Annotated in this window: 18 protein-coding genes; 14 read left to right on the top strand and 4 right to left on the bottom strand. The window is 59.7% G+C overall.

The window, feature by feature from the left end; all coding sequences use genetic code 11:
• The first annotated feature begins 71 nt into the window (after window positions 1-71).
• From JQK15_RS16090 to JQK15_RS16025, 14 genes are all read left to right on the top strand, one after another.
• Entirely contained in the window at window positions 72-698 is a 627-nt protein-coding gene (locus JQK15_RS16090) for a histidine phosphatase family protein (protein WP_214866413.1), read from the top strand.
• Window positions 695-1504, top strand: coding sequence for a TIGR04290 family methyltransferase (locus JQK15_RS16085; protein ID WP_214866412.1), 810 nt, complete (start codon window positions 695-697; stop codon window positions 1502-1504). The genes JQK15_RS16090 and JQK15_RS16085 overlap by 4 nt, the downstream gene beginning before the upstream one ends.
• Window positions 1501-2424 (top strand): glycoside hydrolase 5 family protein, encoded by a 924-nt coding sequence (locus JQK15_RS16080; RefSeq protein ID WP_214866411.1) that lies wholly within the window; start codon window positions 1501-1503, stop codon window positions 2422-2424. The genes JQK15_RS16085 and JQK15_RS16080 overlap by 4 nt, the downstream gene beginning before the upstream one ends.
• A 10-nt stretch (window positions 2425-2434) precedes the next feature.
• Window positions 2435-3553: an inositol-3-phosphate synthase gene (locus JQK15_RS16075; RefSeq protein WP_214866410.1), complete on the top strand. Its 1119-nt coding sequence runs from the start codon at window positions 2435-2437 to the stop codon at window positions 3551-3553.
• Window positions 3550-4548, top strand: a complete 999-nt coding sequence (locus tag JQK15_RS16070; protein ID WP_214866409.1) for an MDR/zinc-dependent alcohol dehydrogenase-like family protein — start codon at window positions 3550-3552, stop codon at window positions 4546-4548. The genes JQK15_RS16075 and JQK15_RS16070 overlap by 4 nt, the downstream gene beginning before the upstream one ends.
• Complete coding sequence (locus tag JQK15_RS16065; protein WP_214866408.1) at window positions 4545-5567, top strand: Gfo/Idh/MocA family protein; 1023 nt, start codon at window positions 4545-4547, stop codon at window positions 5565-5567. Before JQK15_RS16070 ends, JQK15_RS16065 begins: the two co-directional genes overlap by 4 nt.
• Window positions 5567-6133, top strand: coding sequence for an NUDIX hydrolase (locus JQK15_RS16060; RefSeq protein WP_214866407.1), 567 nt, complete (start codon window positions 5567-5569; stop codon window positions 6131-6133). The genes JQK15_RS16065 and JQK15_RS16060 overlap by 1 nt, the downstream gene beginning before the upstream one ends.
• Window positions 6134-7061: 928 nt before the next feature.
• On the top strand, window positions 7062-7331 hold the full coding sequence (locus tag JQK15_RS16055; protein WP_214866406.1) for a hypothetical protein: 270 nt from the start codon (window positions 7062-7064) through the stop codon (window positions 7329-7331).
• Between the two features lie 34 nt (window positions 7332-7365).
• Window positions 7366-8334 carry a manganese catalase family protein gene (locus JQK15_RS16050; RefSeq protein WP_214866405.1) on the top strand — a complete coding sequence of 323 codons (969 nt, stop codon included), beginning with the start codon at window positions 7366-7368 and terminating at the stop codon, window positions 8332-8334.
• Window positions 8334-8846, top strand: a complete 513-nt coding sequence (locus JQK15_RS16045) for a DUF892 family protein (protein ID WP_214866404.1) — start codon at window positions 8334-8336, stop codon at window positions 8844-8846. Before JQK15_RS16050 ends, JQK15_RS16045 begins: the two co-directional genes overlap by 1 nt.
• The gene (locus JQK15_RS16040; protein ID WP_214866403.1) at window positions 8843-9613 is read left to right on the top strand and encodes a ZIP family metal transporter; all 771 of its coding nucleotides are present in this window, start codon (window positions 8843-8845) and stop codon (window positions 9611-9613) included. Before JQK15_RS16045 ends, JQK15_RS16040 begins: the two co-directional genes overlap by 4 nt.
• 196 nt (window positions 9614-9809) lie before the next feature.
• Complete coding sequence (locus JQK15_RS16035; RefSeq protein WP_214866402.1) at window positions 9810-9977, top strand: hypothetical protein; 168 nt, start codon at window positions 9810-9812, stop codon at window positions 9975-9977.
• Between the two features lie 1947 nt (window positions 9978-11924).
• Window positions 11925-13271: an SDR family oxidoreductase gene (locus JQK15_RS16030; protein WP_214866401.1), complete on the top strand. Its 1347-nt coding sequence runs from the start codon at window positions 11925-11927 to the stop codon at window positions 13269-13271.
• Complete coding sequence (locus JQK15_RS16025) at window positions 13268-13735, top strand: DUF2269 family protein (protein ID WP_214866400.1); 468 nt, start codon at window positions 13268-13270, stop codon at window positions 13733-13735. The genes JQK15_RS16030 and JQK15_RS16025 overlap by 4 nt, the downstream gene beginning before the upstream one ends.
• Window positions 13736-14337: 602 nt before the next feature.
• Here the strand turns inward: JQK15_RS16025 and JQK15_RS16020 are convergent.
• The 4 genes from JQK15_RS16020 to JQK15_RS16005 all read right to left on the bottom strand — a co-directional run bounded on the left by JQK15_RS16020 (window position 14338) and on the right by JQK15_RS16005 (window position 16528).
• Window positions 14338-14550, bottom strand: coding sequence for a hypothetical protein (locus JQK15_RS16020; RefSeq protein WP_214866489.1), 213 nt, complete (start codon window positions 14548-14550; stop codon window positions 14338-14340).
• 34 nt (window positions 14551-14584) lie between these two features.
• Complete coding sequence (locus JQK15_RS16015; protein WP_214866399.1) at window positions 14585-15217, bottom strand: DUF4142 domain-containing protein; 633 nt, start codon at window positions 15215-15217, stop codon at window positions 14585-14587.
• The gene (locus tag JQK15_RS16010) at window positions 15214-15453 is read right to left on the bottom strand and encodes a hypothetical protein (protein ID WP_214866488.1); all 240 of its coding nucleotides are present in this window, start codon (window positions 15451-15453) and stop codon (window positions 15214-15216) included. The genes JQK15_RS16015 and JQK15_RS16010 overlap by 4 nt, the downstream gene beginning before the upstream one ends.
• Before the next feature lie 196 nt (window positions 15454-15649).
• The gene (locus JQK15_RS16005; protein WP_251007794.1) at window positions 15650-16528 is read right to left on the bottom strand and encodes an MBL fold metallo-hydrolase; all 879 of its coding nucleotides are present in this window, start codon (window positions 16526-16528) and stop codon (window positions 15650-15652) included.
• Window positions 16529-16792 lie beyond the last annotated feature (264 nt).

The raw sequence follows: 16792 nt of genomic DNA, 5'->3' as shown, positions 1-16792 counted from the left end.
ATTTACATTATCCTGTTACCATCGCCATATTGATGGAACATTTTTTCAACAAAACTTGTTAAGCATCATCTATGTTGATGATGCCACCCTCCCCGTCCTCGAATGAGACCTGCATTCACCTGATCCGGCATGGCGAGCATGCCGAGTTCGGCCAGAGGTTGAGTGGACGCTCGGGTACTGCCGCCCTGACCGAGTCAGGGCGGCGTCAAGCCTCGCGCGTGGGCACATGGCACGGTCTCGCGGCCCCTTTCTCAGTGCACGCCAGTCCCCAATCAAGGACGCTTGAGACGGCTCATATCATTGCCGCGCTTCATGAGGCCGAGGTTGTCCGTGCGGATGCCCTCGATGAGATTGATTTTGGCGAATGGAGCGGACTCGCCTTCGCCGATCTGAACGCCGATCCGCGCTGGGCTATGTGGAACCACAGCCGCTCGACCGCCTCTGCGCCGGGCGGCGAAACGATGGCCCAATCAGTCGGACGCGCCGTCTCATATGTCGTGGCTGCCGCTCGCGCTAGTCGGGGCACGACGATTCTATTCGTCACCCATTGCGACGTAATTCGCGGCGTGCTGGCACATTTTCTAGGCCTTAATCTCGACAACATCCTCCGTTTCGACGTCGGCCCCGGCTCGATCAGCACAATCAAGATCGGCGAACATGGGGCCTGCATAGCCCGCATTAACGAGGTGCCTGCATGAAGACGGCGACGAACAACCTCAAAGACGCATTTGCTCTTCGCCACAGGATAGAGGCACTTGGGCCATGGTTTCAGAATCTGCGAATTGGCGCAGTGGAGACAGCGCCCGACCATTTCCTGGGCGATTATCCCGCTTTCAAATTCGCACGCTTCGCCCACGCCCTTCCCGCCGACCTTTCAGGCAAGAGCGTACTCGACATCGGCTGCAACGCAGGCTTCTATTCGATCGAAATGAAACGACGCGGCGCAGCCGAAGTCGTGGGTATCGACACGGACGAACGCTATCTTGACCAAGCGCGGTTCGCCGTAGACGCGTTGGAGATGGGAGGCATCAGCTTCCGCAACCTTTCGGTTTACGACGTCGCATCACTTGGTCGCCGCTTTGATCTCGTGATCTTCATGGGCGTGCTCTATCATCTGCGCCATCCTTTGCTGGCGCTCGACCTCATCCGCGAGCACGTGGCGGGCGACATTTTGCTGTTCCAGACGATGCAGCAGGGCGCATCGGACGTGCTGCTTGTGCCGGAGGACCACCCGTTTCATGTCCCTGGCACATCTCGGCCGCCCAGCTATTTCGACAATCCCGCTTACCCCAAGATGCATTTCATCGAACGCAAGTTTGCTAATGACTGGACCAACTGGTGGGCGCCCAATGCCGCCTGCTCACAGGCGATGATCCGCGCAGCAGGCTTCGCGATAGAGGCGCAGCCTGAAGCAGAAGTCTATCTCTGCCGCTTGGCGCCCGTCCCCTTCGCGGATTTGATGGACGGCGCGGCGGTCTACCCAGCCAGGGAGGCGAAGCCATGATTGAAGCCGCGATGATCTGGAACGAACCGAATAACAAGTCGCACTGGGACCCGGAGATAGATCCCGACTGGTCGCGTTATGCCGATATGGTGATCCGCGCGGGCACCGCAATTAAGAAGGCCAATCCGGCGGTGATCCGCGTGTTGGGAGGCATGTCACCCATCGATCCGCACTGGATTGATCGCATGCGTGGCCATAACGCGCTGGATGCGGTAGATGTAGTGGCTGTTCACGGCTTCCCGCTCGACTGGAATCTGTGGCCGATTCACGCCTGGCCCGACAAGATTGCCGAGATCGAGGCTGTTATCCCAGACAAGCCGGTATGGGTGACGGAGGTCGGAGTCGGTTCCTTTGGGGCGGAAGAAGTGCAGGTCTTTGGCCTCAACCGTACCGCGCAGCTGCTTATCGGGCGGGTGCCACGGGTCTACTGGTACAGCCTCTTCGACCTGCCCCTCGAGTGGGGCGCGACCACCCGGCACCGCGAGGCGGAGGGCTCCAGCTACTACCGTCATTTCTACATGGGACTGATCCGAGCGGACGGCACGCCCAAGCCCGCAATTGACGACTATGCTAAGGTCGCCAGAGATATGGGGCTGATGCAATGGTTCCACTTTGAGGATCCGCGCCTGGACGACGCGGTCGCCTGGATGAAGCGGTTGGGCGTGCGGCACCTGCGGACCGGAATCAGCTGGGCGGACAGTTTTCGCCCGAACGCTGTCGACTGGTTCGACCGGCAGATGGAGGCGCTAGCCGATTTCGAGGTCACCGCCACCTTCTGCTTCACGCCCGAGCATCTGGGGATCGCTCCGCACCACAGCAGCGCCGTCCATGACCCGCAAGCATTTGCCGATTTCTGCGCCTGGATGATTGAACGTTACGCACCGGCGGAGCCCGCGCTGCCCGCCTTGCGCATGGCTTGAGGAGGCTATCATGTCGCCAAATATCAACATTGGCATTGTCGGGGTAGGCAACTGCGCCAGCTCGCTGGTGCAAGGCCTTGCGTACTACAGGGCCAAGAACAACGACCATTGCGGACTTATGCACTGGGAGATCGGCGGCTATCGGCCCTTCGACATCCGCGTCGCTGCCGCATGGGATATTGACCGGCGCAAGGTCGACCGGGACGTCGCGGAAGCTATTCTTGCCAAACCAAACTGCACGGAGCTTTTCTGCCCCGACGTCGCGTCCACCGGCACGATCGTGGAGATGGGCTGTGTCCTCGACGGAGTTGCCGAGCATATGGGCGAGTATCCGTGCGACCGGACCTTCCTGCCCGCCGACCGAGCGCAGGCCAACCACAGGTCCGTCGTCGCGCGGCTGCGCGCGGCGAAGGTCGATGTGCTGATCAACTATCTGCCTGTCGGATCACAGCAGGCGACGGAATTCTACGCTGAGTGCGCGCTGGAGGCCGGCGTCGCCTTCGTCAACGCCATTCCTGTTTTCATTGCCAGCGATCCCGTGTGGGCTGAGCGATTCCGTACTGCGGGCGTCCCGATCATCGGCGACGACATCAAAGCCCAGCTGGGCGCGACCATTGTGCATCGCGTCCTAACTGACTTGTTCGCCAAGCGCGGTGTCAAGCTCGAGCGGACCTATCAGCTCAATACCGGCGGAAATACGGATTTCCTCAATATGTCGAACCGGACACGCCTTGCATCCAAGAAGATATCCAAGACTGAAGCGGTGCAGTCGGTGGCGGATGCCCGCCTTGCCGACGAAAACATCCATATTGGACCCAGCGACTATGTGGCATGGCAGAACGACAACAAGGTCTGCTTCCTGCGCATGGAAGGGCAATTGTTTGGCGGCGTACCGATGAACCTGGAAATGCGCCTTTCGGTGGAGGACAGCCCTAACAGCGCGGGCGTCGCTATCGATATGATCCGCTGCGCTAAGCTGGCGCTAGACAGAGGATTGGGAGGCCCGATCCATCCAGCCGCGGCATATTTCTGCAAGCATCCCCCGCGCCAGATGCCTGACGATCAGGCGCATGAGGCGGTGGAGCAGTTCATCGGGAGCACGTCCAAGATGGTGGTGGCGGCAGAATGAGCAAGACAGTTGCAATCGAACGGCCGACGACTGCGGAGACTATGCGCGCGGCGGTCGTCATTGCTCCAGGCACGATCCGCCTCCAGACGGTGGCTCGACCCGAGCCGGGGACGGAGCAGGTCCGCATCCGGCTGGAAGGATGTGGCGTCTGCGCCTCGAATCTTACGCCATGGGCCGGGCCGGAATGGCAACAATATCCGCTGGCAGCCGGAGCGTTGGGCCATGAGGGGTGGGGCATTGTCGAAGCGCTTGGCGAGGGCGTGACAGCTTTTACTCCGGGAGATCGAGTGGCCGCACTTTCTTATGCCGCCTATGCCGAATATGATCTGGCGGATGCGGCATCAGTGGTGAAGCTCCCGGATGCGCTTGAGGGCATCGCGTTCCCCGGCGAGGCGCTGGGCTGTGCCTTCAATATCTTCCACCGGTCCGACATCCGCTCTGGGCAGACGGTGGCCATCGTCGGCATTGGCTTCCTGGGCGCAATCCTGACGCGCCTTGCTACCAACGCCGGCGCCCGCGTAATTGCTATTTCGCGCCGCATGTCCTCGCTGGCACTGGCGCGCGATCACGGCGCGGCCGCATTGATAGCGATGGACAATCATCGAGCCATCATCGACCGGGTCCACGACCTGACCGGGGGCAACTTCTGCGAGCGCGTGATCGAGGCCGTAGGAAAGCAGTGGCCACTCGATCTTGCCGCTGAACTCACCGCCGAGCGGGGGCGGCTGATCATCGCGGGCTATCATCAAGACGGCCCACGTCAGGTTAATATGTGGCTGTGGAACTGGCGCGGCATCGACGTCGTCAACGCGCATGAGCGCGATCCGCTCATCTACGTACAGGGCATGCGCGAGGCGGTGACGGCCATAGCGCAAGGCATGCTTGACCCCACCCGTCTGGTTACGCACCGCTATCGCCTCGACCAGCTTGACCAGGCGCTCGACGCGACGCGCGACAAGCCGGAGGGCTTCGTCAAAGCGGCAATCCTCCTATGAGCGCGCATGCCCTGCCCGCTCCGACGCTCGAGCGGCCGCGTATCGGCTTTCTGGGCGTTGGTTGGATCGGGCGCACCCGCATGGAGGCGATGGCGGCGACGGGGTTGATCGAAGTCGCCGCGATCGCCGACCCAGCGCCCGAGAATGTCTTGCAGGCGGGCCTGCTGGCGCCCGGCGCGGCGCGCTGTGAGGCCCTCGATGCTCTGCTCAAACAGCGGCTCGATGGCCTCGTCATCGCCACTCCAAGCGCCCTCCACGCCGAACAGTCCATTCGCGCCCTCGAACAAGGCATCCCGGTCTTCTGTCAGAAGCCGCTCGGGCGCAACCGGGCAGAGGTCGAAGGTGTGATCGCGGCCGCGCGAGCCGCCGATCGGCTGCTAGGCGTCGACCTCTCCTATCGCGGCACGGCTGGAATGGGGGCGATCCGCGATCTGGTCCGCACGGGTCAACTTGGTCATGTGCACGCCGTAGATCTCGTCTTCCACAACGCCTTTGGCCCCGACAAGCCGTGGTTCTACGATCCCCTCCTCTCAGGCGGAGGCTGCATGACAGATTTGGGCACCCATCTCGTCGATCTTGCCTTATGGGTGCTTGACTTCCCGGAGGTGGAATGGGTCAGCGCCGATCTCTTCAGCAAGAGCCGTCGCCTCATGGACCGCAAGCGACAGGTCGAGGACTATGGCATTGCAACGGTGCGCCTTGCTGGCGGCACCGTTATGCGCATAGCGACGTCCTGGCACCTCCATGCCGGTCAGGATGCGATCTTCTCGGCGCGGTTCTTCGGCGAGAAAGGAGGAGCGAGTTTCGACAATGTTGGCGGCTCCTTCTATGATTTCGCGGCCACCCAATTCTCCGGCACGACCAGTCAAACGATGACCATCCCAGGCGACCCTTGGGGCGGACAGATGGCCGCCGCTTGGGCGCGACGGCTCGTCCACTCCCCCGCCTTCGATCCCGAATGCGAAAGCTTGGCGATTGTGGCCGGGCTTCTCGACAGCATCTACGCGGCGCATGCATAATGACGAGCGCCCGCATCGTCGCGGACACGCTGGTCTATGATGGCTGGTACAAGTTGCGCCGGTTGTGCGTCCGCATGCCGTGTGGAACCGAGGTTGAGCGTCATGTGGAAGAACATGGCGACGCAGCCGCTGTCCTGCCCTATGACCCAGAGCGACGGATGGCTCTCGTGATTTCCCTGCCGCGCGCCCCCATACTGGCAACCGGCGAGCCGCCGATCCTGGAGGCAATCGCGGGCAATCTAGAAGGCAGGCCGCCTGAAGACTGTGCGCGCATCGAAGCGCTGGAAGAGGGCGGTGTGCGCCTTAATGGGTTGGAGCCGGTCGGACGCGTTTGGACCATGCCCGCATTGTCGACCGAGCGTCTGCACCTTTTTATAGGGCATTATTCAACCAAGGATCGCATAGGCAGTGGCGGAGGCCTTGCTGCCGAGGCCGAAAACATCGTCGTGAAGGAAATCACGCTCGCTGCCCTGTCTCGCGACCTTCTGGCTAATCATTACTCCGATCCCAAGCTGATCATGCTGGCGCAAGCACTTCTTCTGCGCCGGCCGAACCTGTTGAGCTGAAGTGCAAACCAGGCAACCGTCAATGCGCTCTAGCACGAACCCGAGCGCGGGTGCCCCAGGGGTGGTATAGCGTCAGCACTGCGCGACCATCACACATGAACGGGCCAGGGCGCCGCGACAAAAGCGCAAGCCAAGATATCGCGTGCTGGCGCGTTTTGAGATAGAGACATTGCAAACGATGGGGCAGCCCCCAGGGGCAGCGCGAGCTCAATGATCTCTCTGTGTCGCATTCCCGCCGCTGCGGCAGGCACGGTAGGTCAAAGCGACACAGTTGGTTGCCAGCCGCCATAATGTACGGCGACGCAGAATAGACGCCCCAGCCACAACAGGGACGCAAGCCACCTGCTGCGCCGTCATCGATAGGAATCATACTGTTGGGTTCGCGATCATCAAGCTTTGACCGCCTATGTGGCATTATCATTGGCGCTGGTGGCGACCGTCCCAGGCTCATTGAAGTAGCGATGCGGGTCGGCCTTCCCGAAGGCTTACCCTGCTACCGCAGAGCAGCTGCATCGTAGGCTTCAATCAGCCGCGTCCTCGCGCCAGCCCATTGCCATTTTTCACTACACTGCCACGCGATACATGGGGACGTGTTTGATGCCACTAAGACGGTAACGGGGACAGCTTTTGACCGTGCGTTTTTGAGACGCAGCAGTCGGCAGGCAAAGAATGTCAATCTCCCGAGCTCGCCACCTGTCCCGCTTTTCAAAATAACAATGACGCTCTAGCTCAACACGAGGTCAATACCAAAACATGTTATCCTTCAATAAAATGGACATACATCAATCATACAATTTAATAAATCCAATATGCAATCACTAACATGTGATATACAATTTCATGATTAAACAATCAGATTGGAACATTATTCTTTGCAAGATCGTAATTGCTGTTAAATGAACTTAGGCTATCCGTTAAGGATGTGATAATGGACGATGCTTCCCCTTCCGCCATCAGGACGCTGCGGCTGCTCATCGGCTTGTCCATAGTCACGGCTGGCGCTGCGGTCGCCCTCGCCCTTTTTTATCTTTGGGCAATCGATGCGCCGCTGCGACCGGCCGTGGTGCTGGTGGCAACATTGGGCGTGGGATTGACTGTGTTAGTCGCCGGCGGACTCACCGCCCTCCTCTACTACAGCGCCCAAAGCGGCCATGATGACCGCGCCAGCGGCGGCAGATCCGACACGTCCAACCGCTGACCCAAATCTCTGCCATCCTTAGGAGAAGAACAAGATGTTCATGCATAACAAGCGCCTGCAATATACGGTGCGCGTATCAGAACCCAATCCAGTGCTTGCATCCTTTCTGTTAGAGCAGTTCGGCGGCCCCGACGGCGAGTTGGCGGCGGCGATGCGGTATTTCACACAGGGGCTGGCGGAGGACGACCCTGGCCGTAAGGACATGTTGCTCGACATCGCAACGGAGGAACTGAGCCATCTCGAAGTGATCGGATCGATTGTAGCTATGCTGAACAAAGGCGCGAAGAGCGCGATCAGCGAAGCGTCCATGGAGGAAGCCGAGCTTTATCTTTCGCTCAACCAGGGCGGTAACAGCCATACCCAGTCGATTCTCTACGGCGGCGGGCCGTCCCTCACCAACTCGTCGGGCGTGCCATGGACCGCCGCCTATGTCGACAGCCGGGGTGACCCGACCTGTGACCTGCGCTCCAACATCGCCGCCGAAAGCCGCGCGAAGATTGTCTATGAACGCCTCATCAACCTGACGGACGACGCCGGGATCAAAGACGCGCTCGGCTTTCTGATGACACGCGAGGTGGCGCACCAGAAAAGCTTCGAGAAGGCTCTTTACTCGATCGCCAACAACTTTCCACCTGGCAAACTGCCCGGCCTCACCGCCTTTGCCAGCACCTATGTCAATGCTTCCCAAGGTGAAGGTGACGTCGTGGGCCCCTGGAATGAGGGCGAGCAGTGGGAACGGATCGACGACATTGCGGGCAACCTGCCGGTCGACGGCGGCGACGGCCAGGCGTCTGTCCAGCTTAACGAGCGCGACATGGCCGATTTCGCAGCCATGACCGGCCGGCTAGCTTCCGATCCGAACGCGAGCCCCACGACCGGGGCGGATCTAGGCGGCGGGCCCGGTGCCGGCAGGCTTAGTGACGAGGATTTAGGCGGCGCTGCAGACATGGACGAAGCGCGCGCCATGTCGCGTGAACAGTCCATCGAAAATGGAGGCCAGTGATGGACCATGACACCGTACGCCACATGTTCATCGTTGGTCTGCGCGACGCCCATGCGGTTGAGCATCAGGCGCTTGGCATCATGGATCGCCAGATCGAGCATCTAGCCCATTACGCCGAAGTGGAAGCGAAACTGCGCAGTCATCGCGGAGAGACTGAGCGGCAGATCGATCGCCTCGATTCCATCCTTGAGAGCATGGCTGACAGCCCATCCGCGATCAAGGACGCCGCGATGAAGCTGTCCGGCAGCGTGGCCGCTCTCTCCCACGCGCTTGCTCCTGACGAGATCATCAAGAACAGCCTTGCCAATTACGCATTCGAGAACTTCGAAGTGGCCACCTACAAGGCGCTGATCCAGATGGCGACACTAGGGGGGTTCGAAGCCGCAATCCCCAAGCTGGAGGAGAGCCTTCGCGAAGAACTGGCGATGGTTGCCTTTCTCGACGAAACGCTGCCAGTCGTCATCCAGAAGTTCCTCGCCAGACGCAGCGAAAACGAGCAGGCGAGCCATTGATTCTGGCCTGGACGCCGGTTCTTGCCGGCTCCCTCGGCAGCCTGCTCGCCGGGCTGGCGACCGGGATCGGCGCGCTGCCAATCCTGGGCGTGGGCCGTTCAGCGACACGCCATCAAGGCATGATGCTAGGCTTCGCGGCGGGCGTGATGCTCGCCGCGTCCTTCTTTTCGCTCATTGTGCCGGCGCTCGGCAGGCTGGAGGTGTTCGGCACGCCAACGTGGCAGGCGGCTATTCTGGTCGCCGGGTCGGTCATGATGGGCGCTGGAATGATCATCTGGCTCGCCCGATGCCTACCGGACCATCGCGATGACCTCTCGCTGGGCGAGCTGCCGCATCGCCAACTATGGTTGTTCGTTCTGGCTATCACATTGCACAATCTGCCCGAGGGACTGGCCGTAGGCGTCAGCTTCGGCGACGGCGCCTATGCGCAGGGCAGCGCGACCGCGCTCGGCATCGGCATCCAGAATGTTCCCGAGGGCTTTGCCGTGGCCGGAGCCCTCGCCCTTCGCTATCGGCCATTCACCGCTTTCGCCGGTGGGGTGCTATCTGGGCTGGTAGAACCGATTGCGGGGACGATCGGCGCACTACTGGTCGCGCATTTCACCCTGCTGCTACCCTGGGCATTGTGCCTAGCAGCGGGCGCGATGTTGAGCGTTACCATGAGCCAGATCGTACCGACGCTGGGCAGCGAGCCTTTTGATCGCGCTCAACTCTGCCTAATCGGGGGCCTATGCTTGATGATGGTGCTGGACATCGCCTTGGGGTAATCCCTCGCCAGGTGAAACAACGGCGCCATTGCCGGGGCCATGCAAGCTCGTGGCGTCCGTGAATCAACAGGCGCGGGCTGAATTCCGATGCACATGCCAACCTATGTGATGTCGATATTAGCAAGCGAGTTAACACAGATGAATTCGATCTGCCTTGAGCGGATTTACGATAGAGCTGCTCATCATGGAGGGCCACATGAACAGCGAAGATGACACCCAATATTATTCGCGGCGCGCTCGCGAGGAAGGCCGCAAAGCAAAGGAAGCCATGAAGCGGGGTGCTCACCCGGCTGCTGCGGCGGCGCATGGTGAGATGGCCGCGCGCTATCATGCTAAGGCGTCGGTCCGCCAACAAATGGACTGATGACCGCTGCTGCGGCAGCCTTGCGGGTCGGTGCGCAACCGCGCGCCCGGCCCGTACGTTTTCCATCCCTCGATGCCGCGGCCAGCTTGTCACTCCAGCACTTGGTCCTTTCGTGGAGCAATCTGATTTTCCCGACTTGTGTCGCAATACTGGTCACTCGCTGCATGGCAGCCTTTCCTATACTGAACCTTAGCGCGTTGCCGCGAACCATGAAAAGTCCGACCGCAAACACAATGAGGGCGGGCGTACGCCAGCCATGCGAACGTCGTGAGCGCCAAAAAATCAGCTCGGCCCGAGTTGTTCGGGCCGACCCTGACGATCATTTCCGCACTGCTGAACACAGGAATATGGCCGGCCCGCTTGAGCTAGCAATCCCTAAAGGCTTTGCCTCAGCTCGATCCAAGTTGTGCCCGCGCAGCTTCGGGATCGCCGTAGAACACCTGGCTTCACGAGTGGAGCACCAGCCCGCAATAGCGGCCGGATGCAAATAATGGCGTGGCTGCAACCGGAGGCCTGCCGGCATAAAATTTTTAAAGATTTTCTATACTGCGGTCCCACATCAGACCCGGCATCAATTCGCCAGCCTGATGAAGCGAGCAGCATTTCACCTGTCGTGCGATGTAATGTGTCCCAGCTGAAAAGCACATATGATTGATCTCACAGTCCCTTCATATGAGGAGGCTGTCATTCCGGTTAAGCAGTAACAGATGTTGGCGCGGGGCAATGTCACTTCCCGCCTCCTCACGCATTTATCGACCGTCATCAAGGAGGGGAACATGTCCTCACCAATTAAGAAGCTTCGTCGAAGCCGGCACATAGGTTTGGCAGTGACTGCGCTCCTCGGCGACGCCTGCAGTCCTGCCGCCCGGGAGGACAACGGGCCAATCCCGGGTGTAACGAACCAGTAGGATGCGATCAACGCGGCCGGCGATGCCGGCTCATCCAACGCCATGCCGGGAATCGGCGCGCCTGGCACCGGCGGGAGCGGTGCCCAATGATCGTCGGGGCATAATGTCGGCGATGGCCGACGACCCGGCATCTGTCCTTTTGGCGGCTCGAGATCAGGCTAGCGCCGGCTCATCGGTCCAGATATCTCCCAACGGGGCGGCAGCGAAGCCAAATAATATCAGGGGTTGGGCCCAGAGGCGCATCCAGCTCCAACGTTGCGGCCACCGCCACCTTCTACGGCCCTCACACTCCTTCAGGAGATCAAGGCAGGTCGAGGCGTGATGCTGGGGGCGTCGCAACAGCAGCGAAATGCCGAGCGTTATGTCGGATCGCAAGTCAAGGTCGCGTCGCGCAGAAATTGACCGCGCGGCTCGAAACCTGAAAGCGACTGAGCAAGCAGAATAGGACGCCGCCTGTGTCACACACCGGGCCGCCCCTAAAGTTGGTACGCAAAGCGCGGGGGCTTAGCGGCTTGAAGTCGATGTCGCCATAAAAGGACCGCCATGGCGTCTAACCATAGGCGGCGAAGGCGCTGCACAATAAGATCTTCCGCAACGGTATCGGATGCCGCCTTCCGGCCGGGCATCTAATCGCCGCCTCCGGGGGCGATACTGAATGCGTTACCAGACGGGGCCTGTCGAACTGGCCGGGCTTAAAAGCAGCTCACAATTCGTCACAAACGCCGCTGACTGTTCGGGCGGAGCTCCGCTGACGCGACGCTCATCATCATCAAGGGGCGAGAGTCGCTGAAGCCGGGCAATCAAGCATTTTCTCTGGCAACTCAAATATCTGCCAGAGCGGCGACGGCGCGCAGGCTGAAGATGAACTACATGCTGACTGCGAGGAAACTAGAGGCGATAGACGAGATCAGCGGCCGCCGAGCTCAAGGTGTCATGATCAACCTATGATGACATTAAATATTGGATAACATGGGTTATGCATCCACTCGAATGATGAAGAGGCTACTGAACGGAAATCTGTGCTCAGCATTTCGCTAATATGTATCCGAAAATTAGCCCAACTTCGCCTGGTTTCGAGAGTTCTACGCACCGATGCCGAACCATTCTCGTGCTTGGGGCCAGCGGTTTCATCGGCGTCCCACTCCTTGTCCGGCTGAAGCAAGAAGGTTATTTCGTCACCGGTGTCGTGCGCGATCCCAACGCGGTGGCCAGATTGCCTTTAGACCGATGCATCCGTCTTGACCTTCGTACAGCGACAAGCCCCGAAAATTGGTTTGATGCTTTGTCTGGCGTTGACGCGGTTATTAATTGTGCAGGTGTACTGCAGGACGGAGCCAGGGACTCGACCAGCGCCGTTCACGTGACAGCGCCGGCGGCGCTGTACGAAGCGTGCGAGCGCCTCGGCATTTTCCGCGTGATCCACTTTTCCGCGCTCAACGCCGATCAGGATGCGGTGAGCGAATTCTCCGAAAGCAAAGGCCAAATTGAGCGCATCCTTGGCGCAAGCAAGCTCGATTGGGTTATACTGCGTCCTTCGGTGGTCGTGGGCAGGAATGCTTATGGCGGCAGCGCGCTTTTTCGCGGCCTCGCTTCCCTGCCGATATCGTTGCGCCTGCCTCAGGCAGGCAGGGTCTCGCTGGTTCAGCTGGATGACGTGACGGAAACCGTCATTCGTCTGCTTCGCCCGAATTCCGGCGGTCACATAGCAATTGATCTGGCGGGGCCGCGGCCGCTCGCCTTCGATGAAATAGTTGCGCGATATCGCGCGTGGCTGGGGTGGCAGCCGGCGAGGCTTTTACCCGTTTCGTCAATGGCGATGCGGGTTGGATCTAAGCTCGGCGACCTCGCTGGCTACATGGGATGGCGACCGCCGATGCGCTCGACTGGCATGAAAGAAATGTCTCGCGGCGCAGAGGGCGAACCCGCTGCTTGGAACAGAGTTACGGCTATCGCTCCACGGTCGCTGGAGCGGACGCTCGCAGCAGACCCCGCCTCCGTGCAGGAGCGGTGGTTCGCGCGCCTTTATTTTCTGCGTCCCCTCGCGATTGTCGTGTTCGCGCTGTTCTGGGTCATGACCGGCGTCATTTCACTCACAATCGGGTGGGATATAGGGTTGTCCTACATGCAGGAAAGTGGGGCAGCACAGCTCAGCGAGCCATCCGTTTTAGCTGGCGCGCTTGCCGATATCGCAGTCGGGCTTGCCATATTGTACCGGCCGACCACGAGACTGGGGCTAATCGGCGCGGTCACGATCACCTTGTTCTACCTTGTGGCGGGAACCATCGTCCTGCCGCGTTTGTGGGCAGACCCGCTTGGACCGATGATAAAAATCTGGCCGATCCTCTGCCTCAACTTCATGCTTCTAGCTATCCTTGAAGAACGATGACTAGCTATTTCCTTCTCAAATATGCGCATGTCATCGGCGCCACGGTCTTGTTGGGCACCGGCGCAGGAATTGCATTCTTCATGCTGCTGGCCCATCTGTCCGGAAAGCCAGCGTTGATTGCGGGCGTTGCGCGGATCGTCGTCATCGCAGATTTTCTCTTCACCGCAAGTGCCGTGCTGATCCAGCCGCTGACCGGTTGGCTGCTGATGCGCGAAGTCGGCTACTCCGTGAAGGAAACTTGGATCGTCCTCTCTTTGCTTCTTTATGTTGTGACCGGACTGTTCTGGCTACCGGTTGTCTGGATGCAAATGCGGATGCGCGACCTTGCAAAGGCCGCTGCCGCCAATGGCGCACCGCTCCCTAAAGCCTATCATCGCCTGTTCCGGCTCTGGTTTGCGTTCGGCTTTCCGGCCTTTGCATCGGTTCTGGGTATATTGTGGCTCATGATCACCCGGCCCTCTTGACGCTATGACGTCATAGGCGCTTTTTGGGTCGGATGCTCTTGCGGAAAATTGCAGGGTTTCCCCACCCTCGCCGTGGCAGCGGCCATTCCGCGGCTATATCCGTTGGTGTGGACCGATGCGCGCGCACCGTCCTTGAGAAGCTAAATGAAATTGAGAGAAAGGCGTCGCCCCAGTCAGCGCCACAAAGGCCAGGCGTGCAACATTGCTCCCACCACTAGTGCTCATCTTTTGTCGGTTACGCTATCAGAAATGAAGCCCCGATAATCGATCTGCTTAGCGATGCAGCAATTTGACGCGCAGGGCGCACACGCCAAGAGCAAAAGCAAATGAGCGGCATCGCTCGCCGCCCAAGGAAGGCAGGTCTGTCGGGAGCCATGTACCGCCTTCAAGAAAGATCGAGAAATGCGTGATATGCAATAGAAACTGCCCCGCCGCTATTCAGTCTCGACCGCCATAAGTGGTTTCGCGATTACATGTTGCCGCAGCGGCGCCAGCTGGCGCCGCAATAGAACAGGGCGGCCTAAAGACTGGCTTGAGACGCGGGCCCCGACCATTTGGATCGCCGAGTGCGCTGGGGCGTAATAATGGTTTTGGCTCCGCCCTCAATCATCCGTAGCTCGATCCTTTCGCTCAAAGTTGGGCGGAACCTTGCCCGAGCCGCTTTTGGGCGGCGGGACATTTTGCGATCCGGCAGGCGCATCATCGGCGCGGTTTATGGAAAGGTTCTGCGCATTTTCTGGTCCGACAGACGGAGGCGGCCTGCCGCATCCCACAAGCTGGACTAAGATCGCGGCGACAAAAATTTCTTTTCGCATCAGCAGTTTCTCCTTTAGGTGGCCCCTACCCTTCCTATTTTCCTGCGGGGATAGACTGGGCTTCTGGGCCGAATTTTGCATCCAGCACTTCGACATGACGTCGATGCTCGGCGACAAGATCCGCGATCTTCGCCGCAACCGCTTTCAACTCAGGATAATCGCCTCTTCGACTATAGCTGCTATGAAGATTATAGGCTTCCTGATGAGCGGCAGCCTGTTCTCCGATATAGACTGCGTCAAACTCGCGCGCTCCCGCCTGGTTAAGATTGGCGAGCATTGCGCCACGACGCGGATCAATATTGGAAGGTATAGCAATATTGACAGGATGTTCGGCAACGAAGCGGCGCAAAATTTCGCTGCTCTTGCGATGATCTGACACCATCCGGCGGGCGAAGGCTTTAACCTCGCCAGATCGCGCCCGTACTGAAGCGATCTCTCCCGCTTCAATCTCGAACATATCCCCGATCGCGGCCTGAGGGATGTAGAATGTCGTAGTTACCGCATCATTGGGGCTAGAAACCCCTTCAGGCTTGGGGCCCACATAATGTTTTGCAACGGTCGCGCTGCCATTGGCGGGTCCGTCGCCATTGGTTTGATCGCAAGCGGCGAGGGCGCTGCTGGCGACAAGCGTCAGCAGCCACGCGGACGCGGGCAGAGCGGCCGTCACGGCTGCCTGCCATTGCCACTGGCACTTGGGCCGCCTGGATCGACCATGGTGTTGGTGGCACCATCATCGCTCGCTTCATTGATCGCCTGCTGTTGGTTGGAACTAAGGGGCGCAAGACCATTTTCGCCTTGTGCTTCGGGACTGCAGGAAGAGAGTGTCAGGAGGCAGCCGGCGCGCCAGCAGGCTCCCGCGGGCGTTGCACCGCTAAAAATCGTCCTTGGATGTTGGTCAAGCATGGGAGCTCCTCTCGACGGCATGCCGGACCAAACGCGCTGCCGGCCCAAAGGCCCCGGCTATGCCAACAAAGCATGTTAGGGACGAAGCGCATTTTCGATTTGGCTGATCGTTGTCTTGCGGCGCGTCCGTTGATCCTTCACGCTGATCCTTGCAACAAGCAGGCGCACATTAGGCATGCTCGTTTTCGGCCCTCAATCAAAGCAGGCGCCCCTCAATCGCCCGATCAAATTCGGTACGATCGTGCGCACAAAGGATTCGGACATCGTCGTGATGGGCTATCGAGAGGTGCCGGAGCCTTTGTTGGTTTTCCAGTCTGGCCTTTCGATCCACCTCCATCATCATTTGATACGCGCGCGATCCTGCAGGGCATCGCCGGGTTGCCTCGCGCATTTCGCCGCGATAAAAATAGGCGTCACCGGCATGGAGCAGCCATCCCCCCGCTCGATGAATGGCAACACCGGCGTGTCCCCAGGTATGGCCGGGTAGCGGAACCAAAAGAATTTCCGGCGGCAGCCCTTCTAGATCTCGCACCGCTCCAAAACCGAACCATTTCTCTCCCCTAGCGCCATAGCGCCGCCAGCGGTCGGCTGTCCCCCATTGCGCCGGCCGATAGCGATTGCGCGTTACAAAGCCGTGTCGGGGACCGATCGCGGCGTCATATTCCGCGCCCATCAGATGGATCCGCGCCTGCGGAAAGTCATCCAGTCCCCCGGCATGGTCGAAGTCGAGATGGGTCAGAACGATATGCTGAACGTCCTCGCAACGATATCCCAGCCGCTCTACCTGGCGGCAGGCTGTCTCCTCTTCACGGAGCCTAATATTGAGGATCGTACGCATTGTTCGCGTAATGCGTGCAGACGGTGGAGCGTGCGGGCAGGCCACGTCCTGCAGCCCATAGCCGGTATCGACCAGTATAAGGCCATGTTGATCGCTCTCGATCAACAAACAGTGGCAGACCAATCGCCCCGTCAATCCCTTGCTGACTCCATCGAACAATCGGCCGCCTAAGGGGCAGTCGGTGCCGCAGTTTAGGTGATGAATACGCACTTGCACCTCGCTTTTGGCCGCAGCCATGAACCATATCCTCTCCAGATTACGCCCAGTCGCAAGGCACAAAGCACCTGCCCCACAACATGGATCATGGAGCAAAGTCCATATTATGATGGCTAACGGCATCGCCTTTGCCCGAGACGCCTTGGCACACAGGCTCGATCAGGTCTTAAGTCTCGGCAGTTCGCCGCAGAACCCCGAACCTTTCGAGGGCAAAGCCCGGCGATACGCCGGTCGTTCACCCGCAGGATGAAATTTCTTTAGTACGCTGTGATCGAAACGAGCGCA

The organism is Sphingobium sp. BHU LFT2 (assembly GCF_018604485.1).
Classification (GTDB): Bacteria; Pseudomonadota; Alphaproteobacteria; order Sphingomonadales; family Sphingomonadaceae; genus Sphingobium; species Sphingobium yanoikuyae_A.
This window is presented reverse-complemented; position numbering and strand designations above follow the sequence as displayed.

What these genes read in the sequence shown, in the direction of transcription:
- JQK15_RS16090 (WP_214866413.1), top strand. Translation starts at nt 72, where the DNA reads ATGTTGATGATGCCACCCTCCCCGTCCTCGAATGAGACCTGCATTCAC.
- JQK15_RS16085 (WP_214866412.1), top strand. Translation starts at nt 695, where the DNA reads ATGAAGACGGCGACGAACAACCTCAAAGACGCATTTGCTCTTCGCCAC.
- JQK15_RS16080 (WP_214866411.1), top strand. Translation starts at nt 1,501, where the DNA reads ATGATTGAAGCCGCGATGATCTGGAACGAACCGAATAACAAGTCGCAC.
- JQK15_RS16075 (WP_214866410.1), top strand. Translation starts at nt 2,435, where the DNA reads ATGTCGCCAAATATCAACATTGGCATTGTCGGGGTAGGCAACTGCGCC.
- JQK15_RS16070 (WP_214866409.1), top strand. Translation starts at nt 3,550, where the DNA reads ATGAGCAAGACAGTTGCAATCGAACGGCCGACGACTGCGGAGACTATG.
- JQK15_RS16065 (WP_214866408.1), top strand. Translation starts at nt 4,545, where the DNA reads ATGAGCGCGCATGCCCTGCCCGCTCCGACGCTCGAGCGGCCGCGTATC.
- JQK15_RS16060 (WP_214866407.1), top strand. Translation starts at nt 5,567, where the DNA reads ATGACGAGCGCCCGCATCGTCGCGGACACGCTGGTCTATGATGGCTGG.
- JQK15_RS16055 (WP_214866406.1), top strand. Translation starts at nt 7,062, where the DNA reads ATGGACGATGCTTCCCCTTCCGCCATCAGGACGCTGCGGCTGCTCATC.
- JQK15_RS16050 (WP_214866405.1), top strand. Translation starts at nt 7,366, where the DNA reads ATGTTCATGCATAACAAGCGCCTGCAATATACGGTGCGCGTATCAGAA.
- JQK15_RS16045 (WP_214866404.1), top strand. Translation starts at nt 8,334, where the DNA reads ATGGACCATGACACCGTACGCCACATGTTCATCGTTGGTCTGCGCGAC.
- JQK15_RS16035 (WP_214866402.1), top strand. Translation starts at nt 9,810, where the DNA reads ATGAACAGCGAAGATGACACCCAATATTATTCGCGGCGCGCTCGCGAG.
- JQK15_RS16030 (WP_214866401.1), top strand. Translation starts at nt 11,925, where the DNA reads ATGTATCCGAAAATTAGCCCAACTTCGCCTGGTTTCGAGAGTTCTACG.
- JQK15_RS16025 (WP_214866400.1), top strand. Translation starts at nt 13,268, where the DNA reads ATGACTAGCTATTTCCTTCTCAAATATGCGCATGTCATCGGCGCCACG.
- JQK15_RS16020 (WP_214866489.1), bottom strand. Translation starts at nt 14,550, where the DNA reads ATGCGAAAAGAAATTTTTGTCGCCGCGATCTTAGTCCAGCTTGTGGGA.
- JQK15_RS16010 (WP_214866488.1), bottom strand. Translation starts at nt 15,453, where the DNA reads ATGCTTGACCAACATCCAAGGACGATTTTTAGCGGTGCAACGCCCGCG.
- JQK15_RS16005 (WP_251007794.1), bottom strand. Translation starts at nt 16,528, where the DNA reads ATGGCTGCGGCCAAAAGCGAGGTGCAAGTGCGTATTCATCACCTAAAC.